The following is a 22,545-nucleotide window of genomic DNA, read 5'->3' as shown; positions in this document are numbered from 1 at the left end:
TTCAGCCCAAGCGGGCCTTGGCTTGCAGCAGGGTCTCGACCGCGTCCTGCCCGGCGCGGGCGATCACCGCGTCCCAGCGTTCGGACGGAGCACGGCGAACCAGCCGGACGCTGTCGTACCACGACGTCCGCTCGCCCAGCCCCCACAGCCAATAGGGCCGTTCGCCCAGTACGGCCCACACCGGCCGCCCCAGCGCCCCGGCCAGATGCACCACCGAACTGTCGGTCATCACGATTCCGTCCAGCCGGGCGAGCAGAGCGGCGGTCATGTCGAAATCGGTCATCAGGGAATCGAGCGAAGTCACCAGGGCCCCGGCGCGCAGGCGATATAAATCCTCGGCCACCGGGCCTTTCTGCAACGAGAACAGCCGCACCCGGGGATCGCGGGCCAGCGGCAGGAAATCGGCCAGATCGGCGCGGCGATACGCATTGCCGCGAAAGGTCAGGCTGCCGCTCCAGACGATGCCGATATTAAGGCCGGGGGTCGGCGGAATCGCCGCCGCCGCAATCGTCGCCAAAGCGGGATCGGGCGAGAGATAGGGCTTCCCCCCGACCGGATCGTGATATCCGGCGGCAAGCGAGTGTCCGGGCAGGCTCATCCCGGTGGTCTGAAAATCGACCGGCACCGGCGGCGGGCAGCCCTTGGGGACCAAATGGTCGATCCAGGGGAAACGGGCCAGCAGGCGGAGCAGTTCGGGCTGGGCCTGGACGACGACGCAGGCTCCCAGCCGCTTTAACACGGGCAGGAAGCGCAACGCGAACACGGTGTCGCCAAACCCCTGTTCCGGGATCACCAGGATCGTCCGCCCGGTCAGCGCCTGCCCGCTCCACATCGGCGCGCAGGCCCCCAGCGTTCCGGCGTCGGGCAACGACCAGCGGATCTCGTAATCGCGCCACCCCTCGCCCCAGCGTCCCAGCCGCAGCAATTCGTGCGACCGGTCCCAGCGGGCGTCGCAATTGGCGGGATCAAGTTCGAGCGCCCGGTCGAACGCCCGCAACGCCGCTTCGCCCTCGCCCTGGTTCTTCAGAGTGATGCCGTAATTATAGATCGAACTGGATTCGGGCGGGCACGCCGCCAGTAAGCGATCCTGCAAACGGCGGGCTTCGTCCATCCGGCCGAGATCGGTCAGGGTGTTGGCCAGATTGCCGATCGGCCCCGGCGAGGGCTCGATCGCGACGGCGCGCAGGAACGCCGCTTCGGCGGCCGGGAAGTGGCGGCGCTTGCGCAGCGCGACCCCCAGATTGTTCCAGATCTTGGCGACGTCGGCGACGCTCCGCACCCCTTGGCCCAGCCGCTCGCAGGCGGCGTCGAGACGCTCGGCCTTCAACTCGCCCAGCGCCTGATTGTTGAGGCGCTCGGCCTCGGCCAGCAGAATCTCCGGCACCGGGCGGGGGGCAAGCGGTGCCGCCAGCGTTTCCAGCGCGGCGCGGAGCGCGGTAAACACCGGCTCCCACGCTCTCGGTTCGGACTGGCGGAACAAACGCATCGTCGGATACCACGGGGTCGCGGTCGAGCCCAGACCCCAGCGCCAGTCGGGATGATAGGGGATCAGGGTCCAGACCGGACGGCCCAGCGCCCCGGCCAGATGAACGACCGAGGTATCGACCGAGATCACCAGATCGGTCTCGGCCAGCATCGCGGCGGTATCGCCGAAATCGCCCAGGCGGGGCGACAGATCGAGTACCAACTGGGTCGCCCCGGCGGCGGCAATGTCGGCGGCACGCGGCCCGACCTGAACCGAGATCAACTCGAGTCCGGGGCAGCCCAGCAGCGGCAGGAACAGCTCGAACGGAACCGACCGGGCCAGATCGTTACTGTGGGCGGCGCTCCCCGCCCAGCAGATGGCGACGCGCAGCCGCGTTCCGGCCGGAGCCGGAGGCAGCCCCCCCCGTCGCTCCGGCACCTTGAGATAGGGAATCGCCGCCGGGACCGTTTCAGCCGTCACGCCCAGGACGTCGGCAACATCAATCAGCGAGGAAACGAAGTCGAAGCGCCGCCGGGTCGGCCCCCAAAACGGAATCAAAAGTGGCCCGGCGGGAGCGATCGGCATCAGATCGGGCGGGCAGACAATCGCGACCTCGGCCCCGTTTGCGGCCAGGATCGGAGCGAAGCGCAGGAACTGGATCATGTCCCCCCGCCCCTGCTCGCCATAGAGCAGGATCGAGCGGCCCGACAGGGGTTCCCCGGCCCAGACCCTGTCACCCGGACGCGGCGCCGGAACCGCGTTGGGCAACGCCCGCCGCCGACGGTAATACGGGAACGCGGTGCGCCAGTCGCCTTTTAGGAAAAACAGCAGCGCCAGCCCCAGCGACGGCCAGGGATCGTAGGGACGGAGCGCGGCGGCGCGGCGCAACAGGGCCTCGGCGACGTCGAACCGGCGCAATCCCAGCATCGCCTGCCCGAGCGCGGTCAGCACGTCGGGCGTATCGGGCAAAAGCCGGTCGGCCTCGCCCAGGATCGCGGCGGCCTCGGCAAAACGGCTGCGCCGCAGCAGCAGACGGCCCAACGCCAGCCGGGCGGAAATCGAGCCGGGATCGAGCGCCAGCGCCCGCCCCAGCGCCGCCCCGGCACTGGCATCGCAGTCCAGACCAAGCAGCCCTTCACCCAGCAGGGTCAGTTCGGCCGCTCCCCCCATCACCGCCCCCGGAGCCTGCTCCAGCAGGGCGACGGCGCGGTCGAACGCCCGCTCGCGCAGCAAGGTGGCGGCACCGGCGATCAGGTCGGCGGGCCGACGGATCACCGGCGTGGTGCGCGGCGTGCGCCGTCTCATGACCGGCTCGCCGGGCGCGGCGGGACCAGAGGGCACCGGTCAGCCACCCAGCACCTTATCGCGCGGTCCGTCGGTGACGATCCGCCCCTGGCTCAGCACGATGATCCGGGTGCAGGCCCCGAGCAGATTGCGGCTGTGGCTGCTCAACAGCACCGTCCGCCGCCCGGCGAGGCTGTGGATATAGTCGGACAACCCCTTCTCCAACTGCGAATCGAACCCGGTCGATGGCTCGTCGAGCAGCATCAGCGGCGGCTCGCCCAACAAAGCGCGGGCCAGCGAAACCATGTGGCGCTGCCCCCCCGACAGATAGCTGCCGCGCGGCCCGGCCTCGGTCGCCAGGGTCAGCTCGCCCCGGTCGATCGCATGGCGCAGGCCCGAGCGGTCGAGCACGTCGGCCATGTGCTGGGCGATCACCGCCGGACGCCCGGCGCGGATGTTGGATTCGATGCTGCCCTCGAACAGCATTGAATCCTGCGTCTTGAAGCCGATTGAGCGGGCCAGTTGGCGGACATCCCATTTCTCGATCGGATGCATGTCGAGCAGAACCTCGCCATCGCTCGGCCGCTCGGCTCCGGCGATCATCCGAAGCAAGGTGGTCTTTCCCGCACCGGGCAGACCGGCGATGCCGATGATCTCGCCCGGCCGCACCCGCAGATCGAGTCCGCTCAGCACCGGGCGGGCGTCGGGACGCGGCCGCCAGGTCAGGTTGACCAGTTGGATGTCCCCGGTCGGGTCGGTCGGGCGCGGCTCGGTCGCCACCATCGCCGTCGCGGGCAGGATCGCATCGAGATCGTGCATCGCCCGACGGAATTCGCTCATCCGGGTCGAGAGCAGCACCACCGAGGCCACCGTCGCCATCGCCCGCGAGGTCAGCAGCGAACAGGCCATCAGACCGCCCGAGGTCAGCACCTGCCCCTCGATCAGGTAGGCCCCGCCGACCAGCACCGCCGCATAGGCCAGATTCGACGCCAGCAGGTTGAAGGTGTTCGACAGCCCGTACCAGAAGCGCGCCCGCCCTGCCGCCACCGCCGCGGAATCGCTGATCCGCCGCCAGTGCCGGGTGCTGTCGGCGCGCAACGCCGTCGTCAGCACCACATCACGGGCGATCAGAACGTCGGCCAGCAGCGAAATCCGCAACTCGCCCGCCTTGCGCGCCAGCATGTCGTATTGCCGGGCCGGGCCGGTGAACGCCAGATTGACCGCGATCGACAGGCTGCCCAACACGATCGGCACCAGCACCAGCGGGCCGGACACAATCGCGATCGCGGCGAGGAACAAAAACAGGAAGGGCAGATCGGCCAGCGCCAACAGAAAGGTCGAGGAGACGAAATCGCGGCTGGCCAGGATCTGTTTGTATTTGTCGAGAACGACCCCGATGGGGGGCAAGGCCCCTCTTTTGTGCAGCAGGTTCGCGAACAGACCTCGGTCGATGTCGCCTTCGGTCACCACCGCCAGCCGCTCGAAGATCTGGACCCGCAGGGTGCGGACCATGTAATCGAGCAGGATCGCCAGCCCGATTCCAATCGTCATCGCCCACAGGGTCTCGCTGACCCCGTTGCCGAGAACTTTGTCGAACACGAAGCTGGCGAACAACGGCAACGCCAGCGCCAGCAGGTTCGACACCACCCCTCCGGCGACGATCGGCACCAGCAGACGGGCGTGACGGCGCAGGAACGGCAGCACGCTGATCTTCAGATTGGGCTCGGCCAGCGGAACCAGCAGGAACACCCGCCGGGGCTCCGCGACCGGTCCGTCTTCAAGCGGCGACAAGGTGCCATCAGCCTCGGCGCGGTCATAGCCGCCGCCGGGACGGGGCACCAGCGCCTGCCAACCCGCTCCGTCCGCCACCTCGGCCAGCACCGCGACGGCATCCCCGGCGAAATGCGGCACGAAAGCGCCCCGGCTGAGCGGCCGGGCCTCAAGCCCCAGCGGCGACAGCGCCTCGCGCAGCAGGGCCAGCGGATCGGCGGCGGGATCGTCCGGGGCCAACGGGCCGGGCCGACCGATCCCGGCCAAAGCCGCCGTCAGCGCTTCCGTTAGCGACAGGGTCGGTTCAGGTCCACTCATCCTTGATGCAGTTGTAGCTGGGCGAGCTGGGTCGCATGGGAGTTATCGGAATAGATGGTGTACGTATTTCCGGTATGGACCACGTCCTGACCCCCGCCACTACTGAGGGTGAACGAATCTCCGGTATCGATCGTGAAGTCCAGAGTACGAGACGAACTGCTGCCCAGGATATTGACGATGCTCTCGGATGATACCGAATATCCATCGCCATGATTGCCGTTGCGGATATCGACGGATTCAATATTGGTGACATTAAAAAACAGAGGCCCGTAATCACTGCCGGTATAGATCAGGCTGTCGATTCCGGCGCCGCCGTCCAGGCTCCCGATCCCGCTTAAGGTGAAGGTATCGTCGCCGCCGCCGCCGTGGATGTTCCTGTTGGTGCCGTTGCCGCTGATCTGATCGCCTTGGTTCGATCCGGTAATCGCCTCGATGCTGACCAGCGTGTCGTGGAACGTCGTCCCGCCGAGATTGATACCCACCCCGGTGGTAAGGTCGATGCTGATCCCGCTAGTGGAACTGCTGTAATCGACGGTGTCGTTGCCGATTTCGCCGTTCAGCGTTTCCGTTCCCACCCCACCGAAAAAGGTATCGTTGCCGGTGCCGCCGTACAAGACGTCGGCGGTGCCGCCGCCGCCCCACAGGGTATCGCTGCCGGTGCCGCCCCAGATCGTGTTGTTGAAGGTATTGCCGCCCAGCACGTTGTTGCCCGACGTGCTGCCGACGATGTTCTCGATACTGACCAGGGTGTCGGTGAAGCTGACCCCGCCGATGCTGGTGGCGTTGTTGGTGGCAAGGTTAAGGTCGACGCTGACCCCGCCCGAGGCGGTGCTGTAATTGATCGTGTCGGTCCCGCTGCCGCCGTCGATAGACTCGCTGCCCAACCCGCCGAAAATGGTGTCGTTGCCGCCCATGCCATAGATCGTGTCGGCCCCGCCATAGCCGGTGATCACGTTGTCGCCGCTGCTGCCGACGATAAAGTCTTTGTTCGCGCTGCCGACCACGTTCTCGATACTGGCGTAATAATCGACCTTGCCGTTGTCGAACCCGCCGCCGGTATAGCCGGTCGGCAGCGACAATCCACCGACGGCCGCGCCGGTTTGGGTGGTGCCGCCCAGATAGACCGAAACACCGAAGGATTCCCAGGCATAGGTCACCGTATCGGTCCCGCCGCCGCCATCGAGCCGGTCGCCACCGCCTCCGCCGCCCAACGTGTCGTTGCCCGACCCGCCATAGATCGTGTTGATTCCGGTGGTGCCGATCAGGATGTCGTTGCCGCCGCCACCCCGGACGTCTTCGATATTGGCGTAATAATCGGCGACGACCGTATTGGCGACGGCAAGGTCGTTCAGGCCATAGCCGGTATAGCCGGCGGGCATTGTGACGCTGTGCGAGCTGGAATTGTTGCCCACCTCGTCAAAGCCGCCAAGATAGACGGTGACCGCCCGGTCGTTGGCGGCTCCAGCGGCGTTGACGGAATAATCGATGATGTCGTGACTGCCGACTCCGCCGTCGATGCTGTCGCTACCGCCACTGCCGAAAATCGTATCGTCGCCCGCCCCGGCATTGATGGTGTTGGTGGCGGTGCTGCCGGTCAGGACGTCGGCATTGCCCGATCCCAGGATATTCTCGATATTGACCAGCTTGTCGTATTGCGCCGACCCCGCATTGGTTCCGCCACCGAGCGAGACCGTCGCCGCCGCCAGACCGGCATAGCTGATCCAATCCGAGCCGACCGCCCCGTCCATCGTCGCCGACCCGCTGGCCGTGCCGCCGATGAAGGTGTCGTCAAAGCCGGTTCCGATAATGGTTTCGATGCTGGTGTAACTGTCGCCCTGGGCATAACCGCTGCTGTTGGCGGTGTTGGTCAGGCTGATCGTCAACCCGACGCCGCTTGAATCGTTGTTATAGCTGACCGTATCGGTCCCGTTGCCACCACTAAAGGAATCCCCGACCGAACCGCCAAAGAACAGGTCGTTGCCAGTGCCGCCGATGATCGTCGTCGTACTGGAGCTGTTGCCGGTGATGGTGTCGCCGCTGTTGCCGCCGATCACCACCTCGATATTGGACAGGACATCACCGGCGGCATAGCCGCCGCTGTTGGCGGCATTGTTGGCCAGATTGATGGTGTGGACCGTGCCGCTGTTGAAGGTGTAGCTGACGGTGTCGATCCCGCTGCCGCCGTCGATCGTGTCGGCCCCGCCGCCGCTGATGAAGCTGTTGGCGTTGCCGTTGCCGGTCAGCACGTCGCCCTGGTTCGAGGCGACGATGTTTTCGACCCCGCTCAGACGGTCGTTCGCCGCCGTGCCGCCATTGCTGCCGGTGGCGAGATTGACCGTCGCCTTGCCACCGGTCGCATATTGATAGGTGACCCAGTCAGTGCCGCCGCCGCCGCTCATCACCGCCGAGCCCGACGAGGTTCCGCCGATGAAGGTGTCGCCGCCCGAACTGCCGATCACCGTCGCGATCCCGCTATAGGAATCGCCCGAGGCAAGGCCGGTCGAACGGTTGGTCCCGCCAAGGTTGATCGTCATCGCCGTTCCATGGGCGTAGCTGACGATATCGGTGCCACCGCCGCCGATGAAGCTGTTGGCGTTGCTGTCGGCATAGAACGTGTCGTTATAGGCCGAGCCCCGGATGCTCTTGATCCCGATCAGATGGTCGTTGGCCGCCGACCCGCTGTTGAGGCTGGTGGTGTTGTTGTAGGTGAGATCGACCGTCGCGCCACTGGTCGCGTATTGATAGCTGACCCAATCGGTCCCGCCGCCGCCGCTCATCGTCGCCGAGCCGCTGGCCGTACCGCCGATAAAGGTGTCGTTGCCGGTGCCGCCGATGATCGTCGCGATCCCGCTATAGGTATCGCCCGAGGCATACCCGCTGCCGTGATTGCCCGAGGTCTGGTCGATCACCGTCGCCGCCGCGGTCCGCGCATAGCTGACGATATCGGTGCCGCCGCCGCCGATGAAGCTGTTGGCGACGGAATCGGCGAAGAAGGTGTCGTTATAGGTCGAGCCCCGGACGTTCTCGATCCCGCTGACATGGTCGTATTGGGCCGAGCCGCCATTGGCCGAGGTGGCGGTCAGATCGAGCGTCGCGGCGCTGGTCGCGTATTGATAGGTGATCCAGTCGGTGCCGCCGCCGCCGGCCATCGTCGATGAGCCCGTGGCGGTGCCGCCGATAAAGGTGTCGTTGCCGGAACTGCCGATCACCGTCGCGATCCCGCTCCAGGAATCGCCCGAGGCAAAGCCGGTCGAGCGCCCGCCCCCGGTCAGGTCGATCGTCATCGCGCTGCCACGGGCATAGCTGACGATATCGGTGCCACCGCCGCCGATAAAGCTGTTGGCGACGGAATCGGCAAAGAAGGTGTCGCTATAGGTCGAGCCCCGGACGTTCTCGATCCCGCTGACATGGTCGTATTGGGCCGAGCCGCCATTGGCCGAGGTGGCGGTCAGATCGAGCGTCGCGGCGCTGGTCGCGTATTGATAGGTGATCCAGTCGGTGCCGCCGCCGCCGCTCATCGTCGATGAGCCCGTGGCGGTGCCACCGATAAAGGTGTCGTTGCCGGAACTGCCGATCACCGTCGCGATCCCGCTCAAGGAATCGCCCGACGCATAGCCGGTCGAGCGCCCGCCCCCGGTCAGGTCGATCGTCATCGCCGTTCCACGGGCATAGCTGACGATGTCGGTGCCGCCGCCGCCAATGATGCTGTTGGCGGAGGAATCGGCGAAGACCATATCGTTATAGGTCGAGCCCCGGACGTTCTCGATCCCGATCAGGTGATCGTAAAGCGCGGAACCGCCGTTCAGGCTGGTGGTGCCGTTATAGGTGAGGTCGATCGTCGCGGCGCCGGTCGCATATTGATAGCTGACCCAATCGGTGCCGCCGCCGCCGCTCATCGTCACCGACGCGGTTCCGGTGCCGCTCATGAAGGTGTCGGCCTGGGCGCTGCCGACGATAGTGGCGATACGGACGAAGCTGTCGCCCTGGGCCTCCAGGGTGCCGTAACCGCCGCCGGTCAGGTCGATCGACAAACCGGCGGTGCTGGAGGCATAGGTGACGACGTCCAGGCCGCCGCTGCCGCCGTCGAACGAATCCGAGCCCAACCCGCCGATGAAGGTGTTGTTGAGGGCATCGCCGATCAGCTTGTCGTTGCCGCCCGAACCGATGATGTTCTCGACATTGCTCAACCGGTCCAGCGCCGCCGATCCCGCATTGTTGGCGTTGTTCGACAGATCGACGGTGGCACCGTGCGAGGTGTCGGTCAGCGAGGCATAGCTGACCCAGTCGGTGCCGCCATTGCCGACAAAGCTGTTGCCGGTTCCATCGGCGACAAAGGTATCGGAATAGATCGAGCCGTAGACGTTCTCGATACTGGTCAACTTGTCGTTGCTGGCCGCGCCGCCATTGACGTGGGTGAACAGGTTGACGGTAACCCCGACCCCGCCGCTCAAATAGCGGTAATCGGCCCAGTCCGAACCGCTGCCGCCATCCATCGTCGCCGAGCTTGCCCCGGTCCCGCCGATGAAGGTGTCGGCGGCGGTGCTGCCGACGATCGTCGCGATCCCGTTAAAGGAATCGCCCGATGCATACCCGCTGCCGTGATTGCCCGAGGTCTGATCGACCGTCACCGCCGCTCCGGCGCGGGCATAGCTGACGATATCGGTGCCGCCATTGCCGACAAAGCTGTTGGCCGCCGAACTGGCATAGAACAGATCGGCATTGGTGGTGCCGGTGATGTTCTCGACGTTGGCAAGCCGGTCGTTGACCGCCGCGCCGCCATTGTTGAGGCTGTCGGTCAGATCGACGGTGACCCCGCTCGCCCCGCTGACATAGCGGTAATCGACCCAGTCCGAGCCGGTGGCACCATCCATCGTCGCCAGAACCGAAGCGGTGCCGCCGATGAAGGTGTCGGCGGCGGCGCTGCCAATGATCGTCGCGATCCCGTCAAAGGAATCGCCCGAGGCATAGCCGCTGCCATGATTGCCCGAGGTCTGATCGACCGTCACCGCCGACCCGGCGCGGGCATAGCTGACGGTATCTGTGCCGCCATTGCCGACAAAGCTGTTGGCCGCCGCACTGGCATAGAACAGATCGGCATTGGCGGTGCCACGGATGTTCTCGACATTGGTCAGCCGGTCATTGCCCGCCGCGCCGCCATTGTTGAGGCTGTTGGTCAGATCGACGGTAACCCCGCTCGCCCCGGTGACATATTGGTAATCGACCCAGTCCGAGCCGACCCCGCCATCCATCGTCGCCAGAACCGCAGCGGTGCCGCCGATGAAGGTGTCGTCGTACTGGCTGCCCGAAATCGTCTCGATGCTGCTGTAATAATCGTTTCCGGCAAATCCGGTGGCATGACCGCCGCCGGTCTGGTCGATCACCATGCCGGTCAGCACGCCGGAACGGACATAGCTGACGACGTCGTTCCCGGTCCCACCGATGAAGCTGTTGGTCTCGCCATCGGCGTAAAACAGATCGGCATAGGCCGAGCCGATCACGTTCTCGATGCCGTTGGTGCGGTCGTTGGCCGCCGCGCCGCTGTTGTTGCTGTTGTTAAGCAGATCGACGGTCGCGCCGGTCCCACCGGTAAGGTATTGATAATTGATCCAGTCCGACCCGCCGCCGCTGAACATCGTCGCCGACCCGGCGGCAGTGCCGCCGATGAAGGTATCGACAGCGGTGCTGCCGATGATGGTGGCGATCCCGGAATAGGCGTCTCCGGCGGCAGCCGAGGTGCCCCGGCCGTATCCGGCCTGATCGATGACCAGGGAATCGCGGCTTTGGGAGTAGGAGACGACGTCGATGCCGCCGCCGCCGGTAAAGGTGTCGGCCCCGGCCCCGGCAAAGAAGGTGTTGTTGTTGGAATCGCCGGTCAGCCGGTCGCCATAGGCCGAAGCGACGATATTCTTGACGTTGACGAAATGGTCGTAAAGCGCCGAGCCCGCATTGACCCCGGTGGCGAGGTTGACGGTGGCCCCCGAGGTGGCGTTCAGGTAGCTGACCCAGTTCTCGCCGCCCGAGCCATCCATCGTCGCCGACCCGCTCGCCGTCCCGCCGATGAAGGTGTCGGACAGAGAGCCGCCGACGATCGTCGCGATCCCGCTATAGCCATCGCCCCGCGCCAGACCGGTGGCGATTCCCGATTGGGTCTGGTCGATGATCAGATCGACCGTGCTGTTGGAATAGCTGACGATATCGGCACCGCCGCCGCCGATGAAGCTGTTGGTGTTGCCGTCGGCATAGAAGGTATCGCGATTGGTCGAACCGATCAGGTTCTGGATGGCGATCAGGGAATCGTTGCTCGCCCCGCCGCTGCTCAGATGGTTGTACAAATCGATGGTGACGGCGATGCCGCCGTTCTGGGCATAGCTGACCCAGTCGGACCCGCCGCCGCCGTTGAAGGTGTTGCCCAGCCCGCTGGCGATGAAGACGTCGTTGTTGACCGAGCCGTAGACGTTCTCGATGTTGACGAAACGATCGGTGGTGACCGCGCCGCTGGTGGTGCCGGAGGCCAAGTTGACGGTGACCCCCACGCCGACCGCGAGATATTCGTAATCGATCCAGTCCCGACCGCCGCCGCCATCCATCGTCGCCGAGCCGCTGGCCGTGCCGCCGACGAAGGTATCGACGCCGCTGCTGCCGACGATGGTTTCGACGTTGACATACTGGTCGCCCGCCGCCGCCCCGGTGCCGTGGTTTCCCGCCGTCTGATCGACCGTCACCGTCCCCAGACCGTCATAGGTCACGACGTCGGCTCCGGCACCGCCGTTGAAATAATCGGCGGCGCTGCCGCCCGCCAGCAGATCGTTGCCGGTACCGCCGATCAGGGTGGTCGAGGCGGTGGCATTGCCGGTCAGGGTATCGCCGCTATTGCCGCCGATCACCACCTCGATGTTGTCGAGACGGTCGCCTTCGGCTTTGCCGCCATGATTGCCGTTGCTGGCGAGATTGACGGTGTGGGAAGACGCATCCGCGCTGTAATCGACGGTATCGTGCCCGCTGCCGCCATCGATCGTATCCGCCCCGGCGCCACTGATGAAGCTGTTGTCGGCACCGTTGCCGGTCAGGGTGTCGCCATGCGACGACGCGACGATATTGGCGATGTTGAACAGACGGTCGTTGAGCGCCGCGCCGCCATTGGCCGTCCCGCCGCCGAGATCGAGGGTGGCCGAACCGGCGGCGTTTTGATAGGTGACCCAGTTGCTGCCACCCGCCCCGTCCATCGTCGCCGACCCGGCGGCGGTGCCGCCGACAAAGGTATCGTTGCCGGAACCGCCGAGGATCGTCGCGATCCCGCCATAGGTGTCTCCCGACGCCGCTCCGGTTCCCCGATTGCCTCCGGTCTGATCGACCGTCACTGCCGTCAGACCGGCATAGCTGACGACGTCGGTTCCGCCACCGCCAACAAAGCTGTTGGCCGCCGCGTCGGCAAAGAACGTATCGTTGCCGCTGGACCCAAGGACGTTCTCGATATTGATGAAATGGTCGTTGCTCGCCGCGCCGCCATTCGCCCCCGTCGCCAGATTGACGGTGACGCCGCTGCTGCCGGGATATTGGTAGCTGATCCAGTTGGTCCCGCCCGCGCCGTCCATCGTCGCCGAGCCCGCAGCGGTGCCGCCGATAAAGGTGTCGTTGCCCGCGCTGCCAACCAGGGTGGCAATCCCGGTATAGGAATCGCCCGAGGCAGTGCTGGTCCCCTGCCCCCGCCCGGTCTGGTCGAGGACAAGGGTTCCCGAACTATCGCGGGCATAGCTGACGATATCGGTGCCGCCATTGCCGATAAAACTGTTGGTGTCCGAACTGGCGTAAAACAGATCGTTGCCGCTGGTGCCCTTGATATTCTCGATGTTGAGCAGGCGGTCCTTCGACGCGCCGCCCGCATTGTTGGCGCTGTCGGTCAGATCGACGGTGACGCCCCGGCCATAGACGACCTCGACAAACTCGTAATCGACCCAATCCGAGCCGGTGGCACCGTCCATCGTCCCCAGGCCAGAGCCGATTCCGCCGATGAAAGTGTCGTTGCCGCTGCTGCCGATCACCGCCGCGATGCCGGAATAGGAATCGCCCGAGGCATAGCCGCTGCCATAGCCTCGCCCGGTGAGGTCGATTATCAGCCCGCCCGAACTATCGCCAGCATAGCTGACCGTATCCTGGCCGCCGCCGCCGACAAAGCTGTTGACGGCGGAATCGGCGTAGAAGAGATCGGCCGCGCTCGAGCCGGCCACGTTCTCGACATTGACCAGATGGTCGTATTGGGCCGCGCCGCCATTGGCGAAACTGCCGGTCAGATCGAGGGTGACCGGACCGGTGGCATTCTGGTAGGTGACCCAATTGTCGCCGCTCGACCCGTCCATCGTCGCCGAACCCGATGCGGTGCCGCCGACGAAGATATCGTTGCCGGAACCGCCGACGATCGTCGCAATCCCGCCATAGGTATCGCCCGATGCCGCTCCGGTTCCCCGATTGCCTCCGGTCTGATCGACCGTCACCGCGGTCAGACCGTCATAACGGACGACATCGACGCCACCGCCGCCGATAAAGCTGTTGGCCCGGCTATCGGCGATGAACAGATCGTTGCCGTCCGACCCATAGACGTTGGCGACGTTGACCAGACGGTCGTTGCTGGCGGCGCCGCTATTGGTCCCGGTCGACAGGTTGATGGTGACGCTACTGCTGCCGGTATAATTGTAGCTGACCCAATTGTTGCCCGTCGCCCCGTCCATCACCGCCGAGCCGCTTGCCGTGCCGCCGATGAAGGTATCGTTGCCGGCACTGCCGACGATGGTGGCGATTCCGTTGTAGGAATCCCCCGACGCCGCCCCGGTACCGCGACCGCGACCGCTCACCTGATCGATCGTCACCGCCGTCGGTCCGGTATAACTGACGGTGTCGGTGCCGCCATTGCCGACGAAACTGTTGGCCTCGGTGCTGGCATAGAACAGATCGTTGCCGGTGCTGCCCTTGATATTCTCGATATTGACCAGACGGTCGCTGATCGCGCCGCCGGAATTGGCGGTGCTATCGTTCAGATTGACGGTGACGCCGCGATTGTTGGCGACGGAGACATAGGTGTAATCGACCCAATCCGACCCGCCGTTGCCGTCCATCGTCGCCGACCCCGCCGAGGTACCGCCGATGAAGGTATCGGCGACGCCACTGCCGACCAGGGTGGCGATGCCGCTGTAACTGTCGCCCAAGGCGTCGCCCGACGAGCGGCCGCCCCCGGTCTGATCGACCGTGACGGCGGCGCTGGCGGCATAGGTCACGGTGTCGCGACCGCCGCCGCCGACGAAGACGTCTCCGGCCGAGCCGCCCGCCATCAGGTCGTTGCCGCTGCCGCCATAGATCGTCGTGCTGGTGGAGGCGTTGCCGGTGATGGTGTCGCCGCCCGACCCGGCCCGGATCACCGAGATATTGGTGAGGACGCTGCCTTCGGCATAGCCGCCATGGTTGGCGTTGGTGGCGAGATTGATGGTGTGGGAGGTGGCATCCCCACTGAAATCGACGGTGTTGATTCCGCCGCCGCCGTCGAAGGTATTGGCCGCCCCCTGACTGACCATCGTGTCGTCGGCAATGCCGCCATAGATGGTGTTATGGCTGCCCTGGACATAGACCAGATTGGGAACGCCGTTGCTGGGCAAGATATCGACGGCGACGGTCTTGGTCGAATCGTTGGGATCGGGAGCCGTAACATCGAGATCGGCGGCGGAATGGACCTCCTTGACCTGAATCACGACCTTCTGGTGCAGATCGTAATTGGCCCCGCTGTAATAGACGGATTCGGCGAAATCGAGGGTGATCTGGCTGGCGCTGGCCGTGGTCGGATAGATCAGCTTCAGCGGGAAGGAGGTGATCGCCTCGGTCGAATCGACAAGGGTAATCGTCCACACCCCGGCACTCGTCGCCGTGGCGGCGACGGTATTGACGACGGTGAAGGCGGCGCTGAGGCTGACCAGGGAAAAGCCGAGCGGCAATCCCGTGATCGTCATCGACCCGGCTTTGTTGAACGTGCCGACGATGCGGGCGACGAAGACCTTGGAATAATAGTTCGTCGCATTGGCATCGACGCTTCCGGTCGTCCCCAACAGCGGCCCGACCCCATCGACATAGACGGTCTGATTGCCGGTGACGGTCAGGACTTCGGGCGCGATCTGTTCGGATGAATTGGCCGCCAGCGGCGCATTGGCGCTGAAATTGCGGGGATCGGACGCGGTTGTTCCGCCCGCGCCATAGACGGTCGAGCCGACCGTCTCGGACCCACTGTAATTGCCGAACCAGACCTGAAGAGTCGGCAATTGCGGTACCGTCGTCGCCGCACCCGGCGTGGCTGGCGGCGACGAAGGCGGGCTTTGCGGCGGGATCGGCTGTGGCGGCGAACTGAAATCGCCATGCTTGCTGGTTTCGCCGTCGAGCTGTTTCTTGGCGTCGTCGAGCAGGGTTTCGACGGTGGTGGGCGGCGGCGAACTGAGCGGAGCAACGTCGCTTGGCACATCGGCTGCTGGCGGAGCGGAGTCCGCCGCGCTGGCGGCGTCGGCCTCGCCGTTCGGCTCGCCGCTGGTGACGAACGAGCGCGGCCCCTTGGTTTTCTGGGCCTCGTACTCGCTGAGGCTGGTCATCGCCGGGACCGGGACCGACGGGCTTTCCACCTGGGCGACCAAGGCGAACAACTGGGTCGAACTGACCAGACCGTCGGTGAACATCACCCCCGGCGGCTTGTCGCTGGTCGAATCGAGCGCCGCCCCGGCGAGGATCAACCGCTCGCCGCTCTTGGTCTCGATCACGAGGTCGATATCGACGATATCGACGCGGGCGACGGCCGATTGCGCCAGATTCAGGCGGAATTGCCCCTGAACCGACTCAATGACCTTGACCTGCTGCGCTTCAGCCATCCGCTCTCCTCGACCGGCTTGCCCGGTCCTGTCTCGTTCCGCCGGGACCAGACCCGGCGGCGGTCATCCCGGATCAGGTACCAGCGTTTTGCTGGCGGGTGACGTCCCTGACCTCGGCACGCAGTTCGCGCATCATGTTGCGTTGCGACATTCGCATTTCCTCCAGGGTGGCTTCAAGCAACGAGGTCTGCTTGCCGACGCCCTGGGCCATTCCCTTCAACGGTTCGAGCAGCGTGTTCATCCCGTCGAACGATTCCTTGATGCCATAGAGGTGACGGGTGGCCCCGATCTCGACTTCCTGGACCCGCTGCATCTTTTCCTGCAACCCGGACAGCAGGTTCTGCATCTCGACCGACGAGTCGCGCAGCACCTGCTGGACCGACCCCAGGGCGTTGATCTGGGACTGGCTGCTGACCGCGACCTCGCTGAGCTTGGCGGTCATCTGCTGCATCGTCGCGCCGATATTGGTGGTGGCAGACGACAGCGCCTGAAGACGGCGGTCCAGCTTGGTTTCGCTGTCGGAGGTCTGGTCGTTGACGGCGTGCAGCACGCCGACCGCCTCGTCCAGCTTGGCCAGGCTCTGGATGTTGAAATTGCCGACCATGTCGAAATGGCTGCGGGTGCCGTCGTTCGAGGCGGAAATCTTCTGATCAATCGAACTCAGCGTGTCGGCCAGACGCATCATCGATTTCTGGCGGTCCTGGTTGTTGGACAGCAGCGCGCGCACTTCGCCCAGCAATTCCTCGTTGGTCTCCTTCATCCGGGGACCAAAGCCGAGCAGATCGTTGGTGCGGCGCACCGCCTCGATATTGTTTTCGATCGCGCCCGCGACCTCTTCGAGGCGAACCGCCAGATTGTCGATCCGGCTGACCAGGGCCAGCGAGCCGTCCTGCGAGCGGTGAAACAGTTCGAGCATCTGGTTCATGTTGCTGGTCAGGTCGGCGATGAAGGTCGACAGGAAGGATTCGCTGACGCCGCCGGTACGGATCGCCTCGCTGGCTCCGGCGATGCCGACCGGGCCCTTGACGCGCTGGACCAGACGGTTGAACAGGTTGCGCGCCTCGCCCAGCACCAGCCGGGCGTGACGGCGCACCGTCAATTGCATCATCCCCAGCATCAGACTGCCAAGCAGGCCGAACATCGAGGCGGAGAAGGCGATGCCCATGCCCGCCAGCGGATGGCGCAACTGGCCGACCAGCTTCAGGAATTCGGCATCAATCGAATCGCCCGCAGGCGCGTTGACCATTCCGTCCAGCATCCCGCTGATGCCGGTCAGGGTTTCGAGCAGACCGATGAAGGTGCCGAGCAGCCCCATCGCGATCATGAAACCAACCAGGAAGCTGGGCAGTTCCATCCGTGAATCGAGTTCGGCCCGCAACTGATCGAGTTCGGTCTCGATCGCCGACTGGTCCAATTGCGACGACAGCTTGCCGTCGGTATGAGCCAGATTGGCGAGGTAATCCTGGACGGCGCGCCCCTTCAGCCAGGGCGAGGCGAGCAGTTCGTTCATGTCGGCCCCGTCGCCGACCTCGCGCGAGAAGCGTTTGAGCGCAGTGTGCTCCCGCTCGGCCTGAACGAGGTTGACGAGCCACAGGACACAGCCCCCCAACCCCACCAGCAGGATCATCGAGTTGAGCAGCATGTTCCCGCGAATGGCCATCATCACGAAATCGAGATGGGTAACCCCCACCACGAAAAGAAGGACAATTGGCGCAATCGCTTGCAAGAAACTGGAACGAAACTTTATCATGCTCGAATTCCTAGCGGGCATCGCGAAAAGCGTTGAACAAGAATCTGGTAAATGGTGACGTGATGTACTGCAAAATAGTACGTTGCCCCGTAATCACATCAGCCGTTACCGTCATACCAGGCACTATTTTTTTGCCGAAATACGATTGCGGGATATGATCGACCAGGATGGCAACGCGATAGTAGGGGTCGCCCTTGCCGTCGGGCACGGTATCGGCGCTGACCTCGACGACGTGGCCGCTCAACGGGCCTAACTCGCCGATGTCAAAGGCGCTGACGCGGACCTTGGCGGGCAGGCCCACCCGCAAATCGCCCCGGTCGCTGGGCCGCGCCCGCGCCTCGACCAGCACCTCTGCGGCGCTGGGGGTGATCTCGATGATGGTGTCGCCCGGCTTGACGACGCCGCCGACGGTGTTGGACAGAATGCGGTTGACGATACCATCGACCGGGGCGCGGACCTCGGTCCGTATGAAGCGGTCGGCCTGACCGGTGATGATATTGCCCATCCGCTCGATCTCGACCAGGGTGGCGGACAGATCGCTCTGGGCTTCGGCGCGATAGCGCGCGGCGGCTTCGTGGCTGCGGGCCTGGGATTCGGCGATCGCGGCAAGGATCTTGGGACGACTGCCTTCGGCGTCGCTCAGTTCGGTCTGAAGCCGCTGCTCGCGGCTGCGGGCGTCCAACACTTCGAGCTGCGAGGCGGCGTTGCGCGACGCCATTCCGACGATCAGCTTGTTGCGTTCGCGCGCCGTCTCCAACTCGCCGCGCAACTTGACCTGACGGGCCTCGATCTCGCGCAATTCCGCCGTGCGCTGGCGGATCTGTTCTTCGAAAATCAAGGTCTCCTGGGCGAGCTTCTGGCGGCGGGCGGTGAACAAGCGGGCTTCCGACTCGGCCAAGTCCCGGTTGTTGTGGAGGATGTCGCCCCCCTTCATCGTCGGCAGCCCCTGCGCCTCGGCCTCAAGCCGGACCGCCCTGATCCGCAGCCCGTCGAGCTTGCCGCGGGTTTCGGCCAGAGAGGTCTGGGCGGTGGTGTCGTCGATCGCGATCAGAACCTCGCCCTTGCGAACGACCGCCCCCTCCTGCACCAGGATCGCGGCGACGATGCCGCCTTCGAGATGCTGGATGCTCTGGCCGCGCCCGGCCGGAATGATGCGGCCCTCGACCCGGACGACGCGATCGACCGAGGCCAGCGCAGCCCACAGGATCACCACCCCGACAAGCAGGGTAATCAACCACAGATAGGTTTCCGGCGCCTCCAGACGGCTCGTGAATCCGGACCAGAACGGACGTTTCCGTCCCGGCCCGGACCCCGGTTCAGGGGCGGACGAATCGGAGTTCAATCCTGGCATCGCCCTGGCCTTTGCCTTGTTTGGTGGTGATCTTGATCGATTGACTGCCGGCGTATTTCTTCTCAAGCAGGAAGTTGCGGAGGTCGAGGGCGCGGTAATAGGCCATCCGCCGCCCTTCGCTATAGGTTTCCAACCCCATCACGGAATCGATGGTGGCGATCGTCCCCGGCAACCGGGCGCGATAGGTTTCGAGCAGCTTGGTCAATTGCGCCCGCGAGGTATCGTTCAGCATCACCGCGGCGCGGGGATAGGTGATGATGATGACGTTGCCGCCGACGATCTCGGCCGAATCGGTGGCCCCATCGACCGGCTTGGCCGGAGCGGCGTTCTTCAGGTCCAGCGGCTTTTCGACGACGCTGGGGGTCGAGGCCGCTTCCTTGTCGCGGACTGACTGGCGGAACGCTTCGAGCCGCTGGTTGACCGCCCGCAAATCGGCGAGGTCGGCGGCCAGCTTGTCGCGGGCCTTTTGCGTCTCGGCCAGCTTCGCCTCGACCTCGGACAGCTTGGCGAACGAGGTGTGCTCCTGCTCCAGCCGCTGCTCGACCATTTGCACGGTCTTCTGCTGCATCTTGCTCGACGTGATCAGCAAAGCGAACACGAAGACAACCAGGACGAAGACGAGGGTCAGCACGACATTGCTGAGAGCATCGACGAAGCCCGGCCAGTAATTCATCTCGCGGTTGCTGTCAGCCATCGCCGTTGCTCACTCCTTGGTCCGGACCACGATCGCCTCGACCAGTTCCCCCATCTGCCGCCGCACCAGGAAGCTGGCGGTGGCTTCGGAGATCAGCAGGCGGCTGAGTTCGTTCTGCGACTGATACAGCCGCTCGTAAGCATCGAGCAGATCCAGCAACTGACGATTACCGTTCAGAAACTGTTCGTCGAACGCCGTCGCCACCTTGGCGTTGGCATTCAGGGCGCGGTTGGTCGAGTCGACCAGCCCGTTGGCGGCGTTGAGCGCGCTGAAGCTGGTCCGCACGCTTTCCTCCAGCCGCAGCCTTGTGTCGGAGGCCACATACGACGCCTGACGGGCATAGGCGGCATTGGCCAGGCTCTGGCCGATATCGGACCCGCCGTTCAGCGTCCAGTTGAACACCAGCATCAGGCGGCGGTCGTTGACATAGGGATAGACCGGCGACGGATCGGTCATCATCGGATCTTCCTGGCTGACGCCACCGGCGTTGAAGGTCCGGCTGTCGGTCATCTGCATCGACAATTTGGGCAGGAAAGCGGTCATCTGCTTCCACGTCGCGGTCAGCGCCGCGTCGGCCTTCAACTGCGCCACCTGATATTCCGGGTTCATCCGCAGGGCGCGCATCAGCACCTCCTCGACCTGCCCCGGCACGTCGGGCATCAGCCGCGCGGGCAGACTGAGCTTGATCGGGGTGACGTTGGTCAGACGGCGGAATTCGACCAAAGCGGCCTGATATTCCGCCCCGGCCTCGATCATCGCCGAGCGGGCGCTGGTCGAACGGGCATTGATACGGTCGAGTTCGACCCCGCTCGACCCGCCGCCGCTGACCCGGACCTTCATCCGCTCGCCCAACCGGTCGAGGTTGGATTTGTAACTGGTGGCGAATCCGATCGTGAGGCGCGAGCGAACCAGCCGCAGAAAGCAGGTGATGGTGTCGAGCGCGACCCGTTCCCGCGTCGCCGTCTCGTCGGCGCTGGCGGCGTCGTGAACCTGATCGCGGTTCAAGATGTCGGCGACGATGGAAAGATCGATCAGCGGCTGCTTGACGCTGTAGGTTCGGGTCCAGGTATGGTGCTTGCTGACATCGACCAGCGGATTCTGGGTTGTGTCGGTCGAATCCTTGATGATGTGATAGGAACCGGGCGAAGATCGCTGGCTGCCGGTCTGCCGTTCATATTCGAGCCGGGGCAGATACTGGCCGATACTGCCGAAAAATTCCCAGCGGCTACCCTGCGCCTTGGCGCGGGCGGCCTTGATCTCGAAATTGTTCTTAAGCGCGAAAGCGACGGCTTCGCCCATGTCGAGCGGTTCGGTTACCGTCGGCGGATTGTTGGGATCGGGGTCGAGGGTCAGGACGTCGCCGCCGCCGAGTTTCCTCAGCAAAACCGCCCGCATCGTCCCGCGATCAATCCCTTCCGGCGCAAGCGGCGGTTCGCCCGCGCCCTTCGCGGCGGAGTCCGGTGGTGGAGCGGCGGCAGCCGGGTCGGACTCGGCCGACTTTGCCGCCGGACGCCCCCGCTCGGCCAGACTGGGCGGCATTTCCAGGCCCCCGCGCGCCCGAACCGGCGATTCGTCGGACTCGACCTGCCCGCGCGGAACAGGCAAAGGCAATAACGGTTCCGACGCCGCGTCCTGGGCATGGAGTGGAGCGGCCACTGCAAACACCAAAACCGCACCGACCGTCATTTCCCCAAAGGAACGCTGCTTCAGAAGACCACGCACAAACACTTCAGCACCCCATTTCGCCCCGCGCCCCAACGCCATGGCGTATATCTTCGGAATAGCACACCATATAGATCAAGATTACGTAAAATTCATTGCCAAATTGTGACGAACGCCAATTCGCGACCCTTGCTGCGCGTCAAATGGATCTTACGATCCTCTTTGTTATTATTAGTCAGCCCTGACTTCGCCCATAAGGCGATGAACCCCGATCGCGACCAGGGCACGGACGGCGAGAAGCTCTCCGGCCTCGCCTTCAGCCGAAAGACGATGCAACAATGTCTCTGTCATACGGTCCAATGTCGCCGGAACATGCGGCCCGACCTCTGCGCCCGGCGCGGCATCGGCGATCGCGGCCTTCAGCGAATCGAGAATCCGGCGGTCGGCATAAGCCCGGCGGACCTGACGATTGGCCAGCCGACGGAAAAAGCCGCTGGACGCCCCGTCCCGCTCCGCCGTCTCCAGCGCGACGCGGATCAGGTGGCGCAGTTCCTCGCGATGGCCGTTGTGGCGCAGCGAGTCGAGCGCCAGCGGCGGAATCGTCCCCTCGACCAGCGGATCGGACGGCTGGGTCGGCCGGAACACGATCCGCGCCGGGCGACCGTCGAAGGTCATGAACGTGACGACCAGAACCCCGTTGTCCCGGTCGATGTCGATTTTCAAAATGCTGGTGGCGGCGATCTCGGCGTCGGACAGGCTGACCCGCGACAAAGCGGATTCGTAGCGCCGCCCCGACAGGAAGGCGTTGCCGTTGCGGGTGACGTCGAGCACGATCTCGCGCCCTTGGGCGGCACGGTCGATGAATTGGAGCCGAACATAGGTCTCCGTCACCGCAACCAGACGCTGCCCCTGATCGGCCAGATCGGGGGCCATCATCCCCAAACCGCGCAGGGCCTGATGCAAAGGCTGCAACCTACCAGCGACAAGGGCGGGGAATTCGGGCGCGACAGACACGACGGACTCAAGCGGCGCGCCCGCCTCGATGGCGGCATGCACCTTCTGCCACGATTGGGCAAAGGCCTGATTATCCCGAAGGCTATCGGTCGAAAACGTCATTTAAGCTCCCGTTTTACACTCCCCATCGGTAGGTACCAATGTGGAAAAGGTCGAAAACCATAGTTTCGGGATCGCCTCGAAGGAGTCGCCTGCACTACATTCCGGCACGAAGCGTCATAATTCGATTCAATTCCGGCAAGCCAGCATACAGCCCGCTAAGAACTATTATCGAATAATATTTAAATTATCCCTACCGAGGGGTGTCAATAAGCAACATTGTGTGCCTCCCTCCCTATACACCAGCTA

Annotated in this window: 8 protein-coding genes; all 8 read right to left on the bottom strand. The window is 64.6% G+C overall.

Annotation, left to right across the window (positions count from 1 at the left end; genetic code table 11):
* Nucleotide 1: 1 nt before the first annotated feature.
* Nucleotides 2–2,770, bottom strand: a complete 2,769-nt coding sequence (locus tag BLW40_RS04175; protein ID WP_074765878.1) for a tetratricopeptide repeat protein — start codon at nucleotides 2,768–2,770, stop codon at nucleotides 2–4.
* Nucleotides 2,771–2,809: 39 nt separating this feature from the next.
* Nucleotides 2,810–4,837, bottom strand: a complete 2,028-nt coding sequence (locus BLW40_RS04170) for a peptidase domain-containing ABC transporter (RefSeq protein WP_074765876.1) — start codon at nucleotides 4,835–4,837, stop codon at nucleotides 2,810–2,812.
* The gene (locus BLW40_RS04165) at nucleotides 4,834–15,726 is read right to left on the bottom strand and encodes a calcium-binding protein (RefSeq protein WP_074765874.1); all 10,893 of its coding nucleotides are present in this window, start codon (nucleotides 15,724–15,726) and stop codon (nucleotides 4,834–4,836) included. The genes BLW40_RS04170 and BLW40_RS04165 overlap by 4 nt, the downstream gene beginning before the upstream one ends.
* Before the next feature lie 73 nt (nucleotides 15,727–15,799).
* Nucleotides 15,800–17,476, bottom strand: a complete 1,677-nt coding sequence (locus tag BLW40_RS04160; protein WP_139305487.1) for a MotA/TolQ/ExbB proton channel family protein — start codon at nucleotides 17,474–17,476, stop codon at nucleotides 15,800–15,802.
* A gap of 10 nt (nucleotides 17,477–17,486) precedes the next feature.
* Nucleotides 17,487–18,710: an HlyD family type I secretion periplasmic adaptor subunit gene (locus BLW40_RS04155; protein WP_211656711.1), complete on the bottom strand. Its 1,224-nt coding sequence runs from the start codon at nucleotides 18,708–18,710 to the stop codon at nucleotides 17,487–17,489.
* Between the two features lie 82 nt (nucleotides 18,711–18,792).
* Complete coding sequence (locus BLW40_RS04150; protein WP_074765869.1) at nucleotides 18,793–19,521, bottom strand: hypothetical protein; 729 nt, start codon at nucleotides 19,519–19,521, stop codon at nucleotides 18,793–18,795.
* A 9-nt stretch (nucleotides 19,522–19,530) separates the two neighbouring features.
* The gene (locus tag BLW40_RS04145; RefSeq protein ID WP_170834519.1) at nucleotides 19,531–21,132 is read right to left on the bottom strand and encodes a TolC family protein; all 1,602 of its coding nucleotides are present in this window, start codon (nucleotides 21,130–21,132) and stop codon (nucleotides 19,531–19,533) included.
* 282 nt (nucleotides 21,133–21,414) lie between these two features.
* Complete coding sequence (locus BLW40_RS04140) at nucleotides 21,415–22,299, bottom strand: hypothetical protein (RefSeq protein WP_074765865.1); 885 nt, start codon at nucleotides 22,297–22,299, stop codon at nucleotides 21,415–21,417.
* Between the last annotated feature and the right edge of the window lie 246 nt (nucleotides 22,300–22,545).

The sequence above is a fragment of the Magnetospirillum fulvum genome (assembly GCF_900108475.1).
GTDB classification, from domain to species: domain Bacteria; phylum Pseudomonadota; class Alphaproteobacteria; order Rhodospirillales; family Magnetospirillaceae; genus Phaeospirillum; species Phaeospirillum fulvum_A.
Note: the sequence above shows the minus strand (reverse complement) of the source record. Positions and strands in the feature narration are given on the sequence as shown.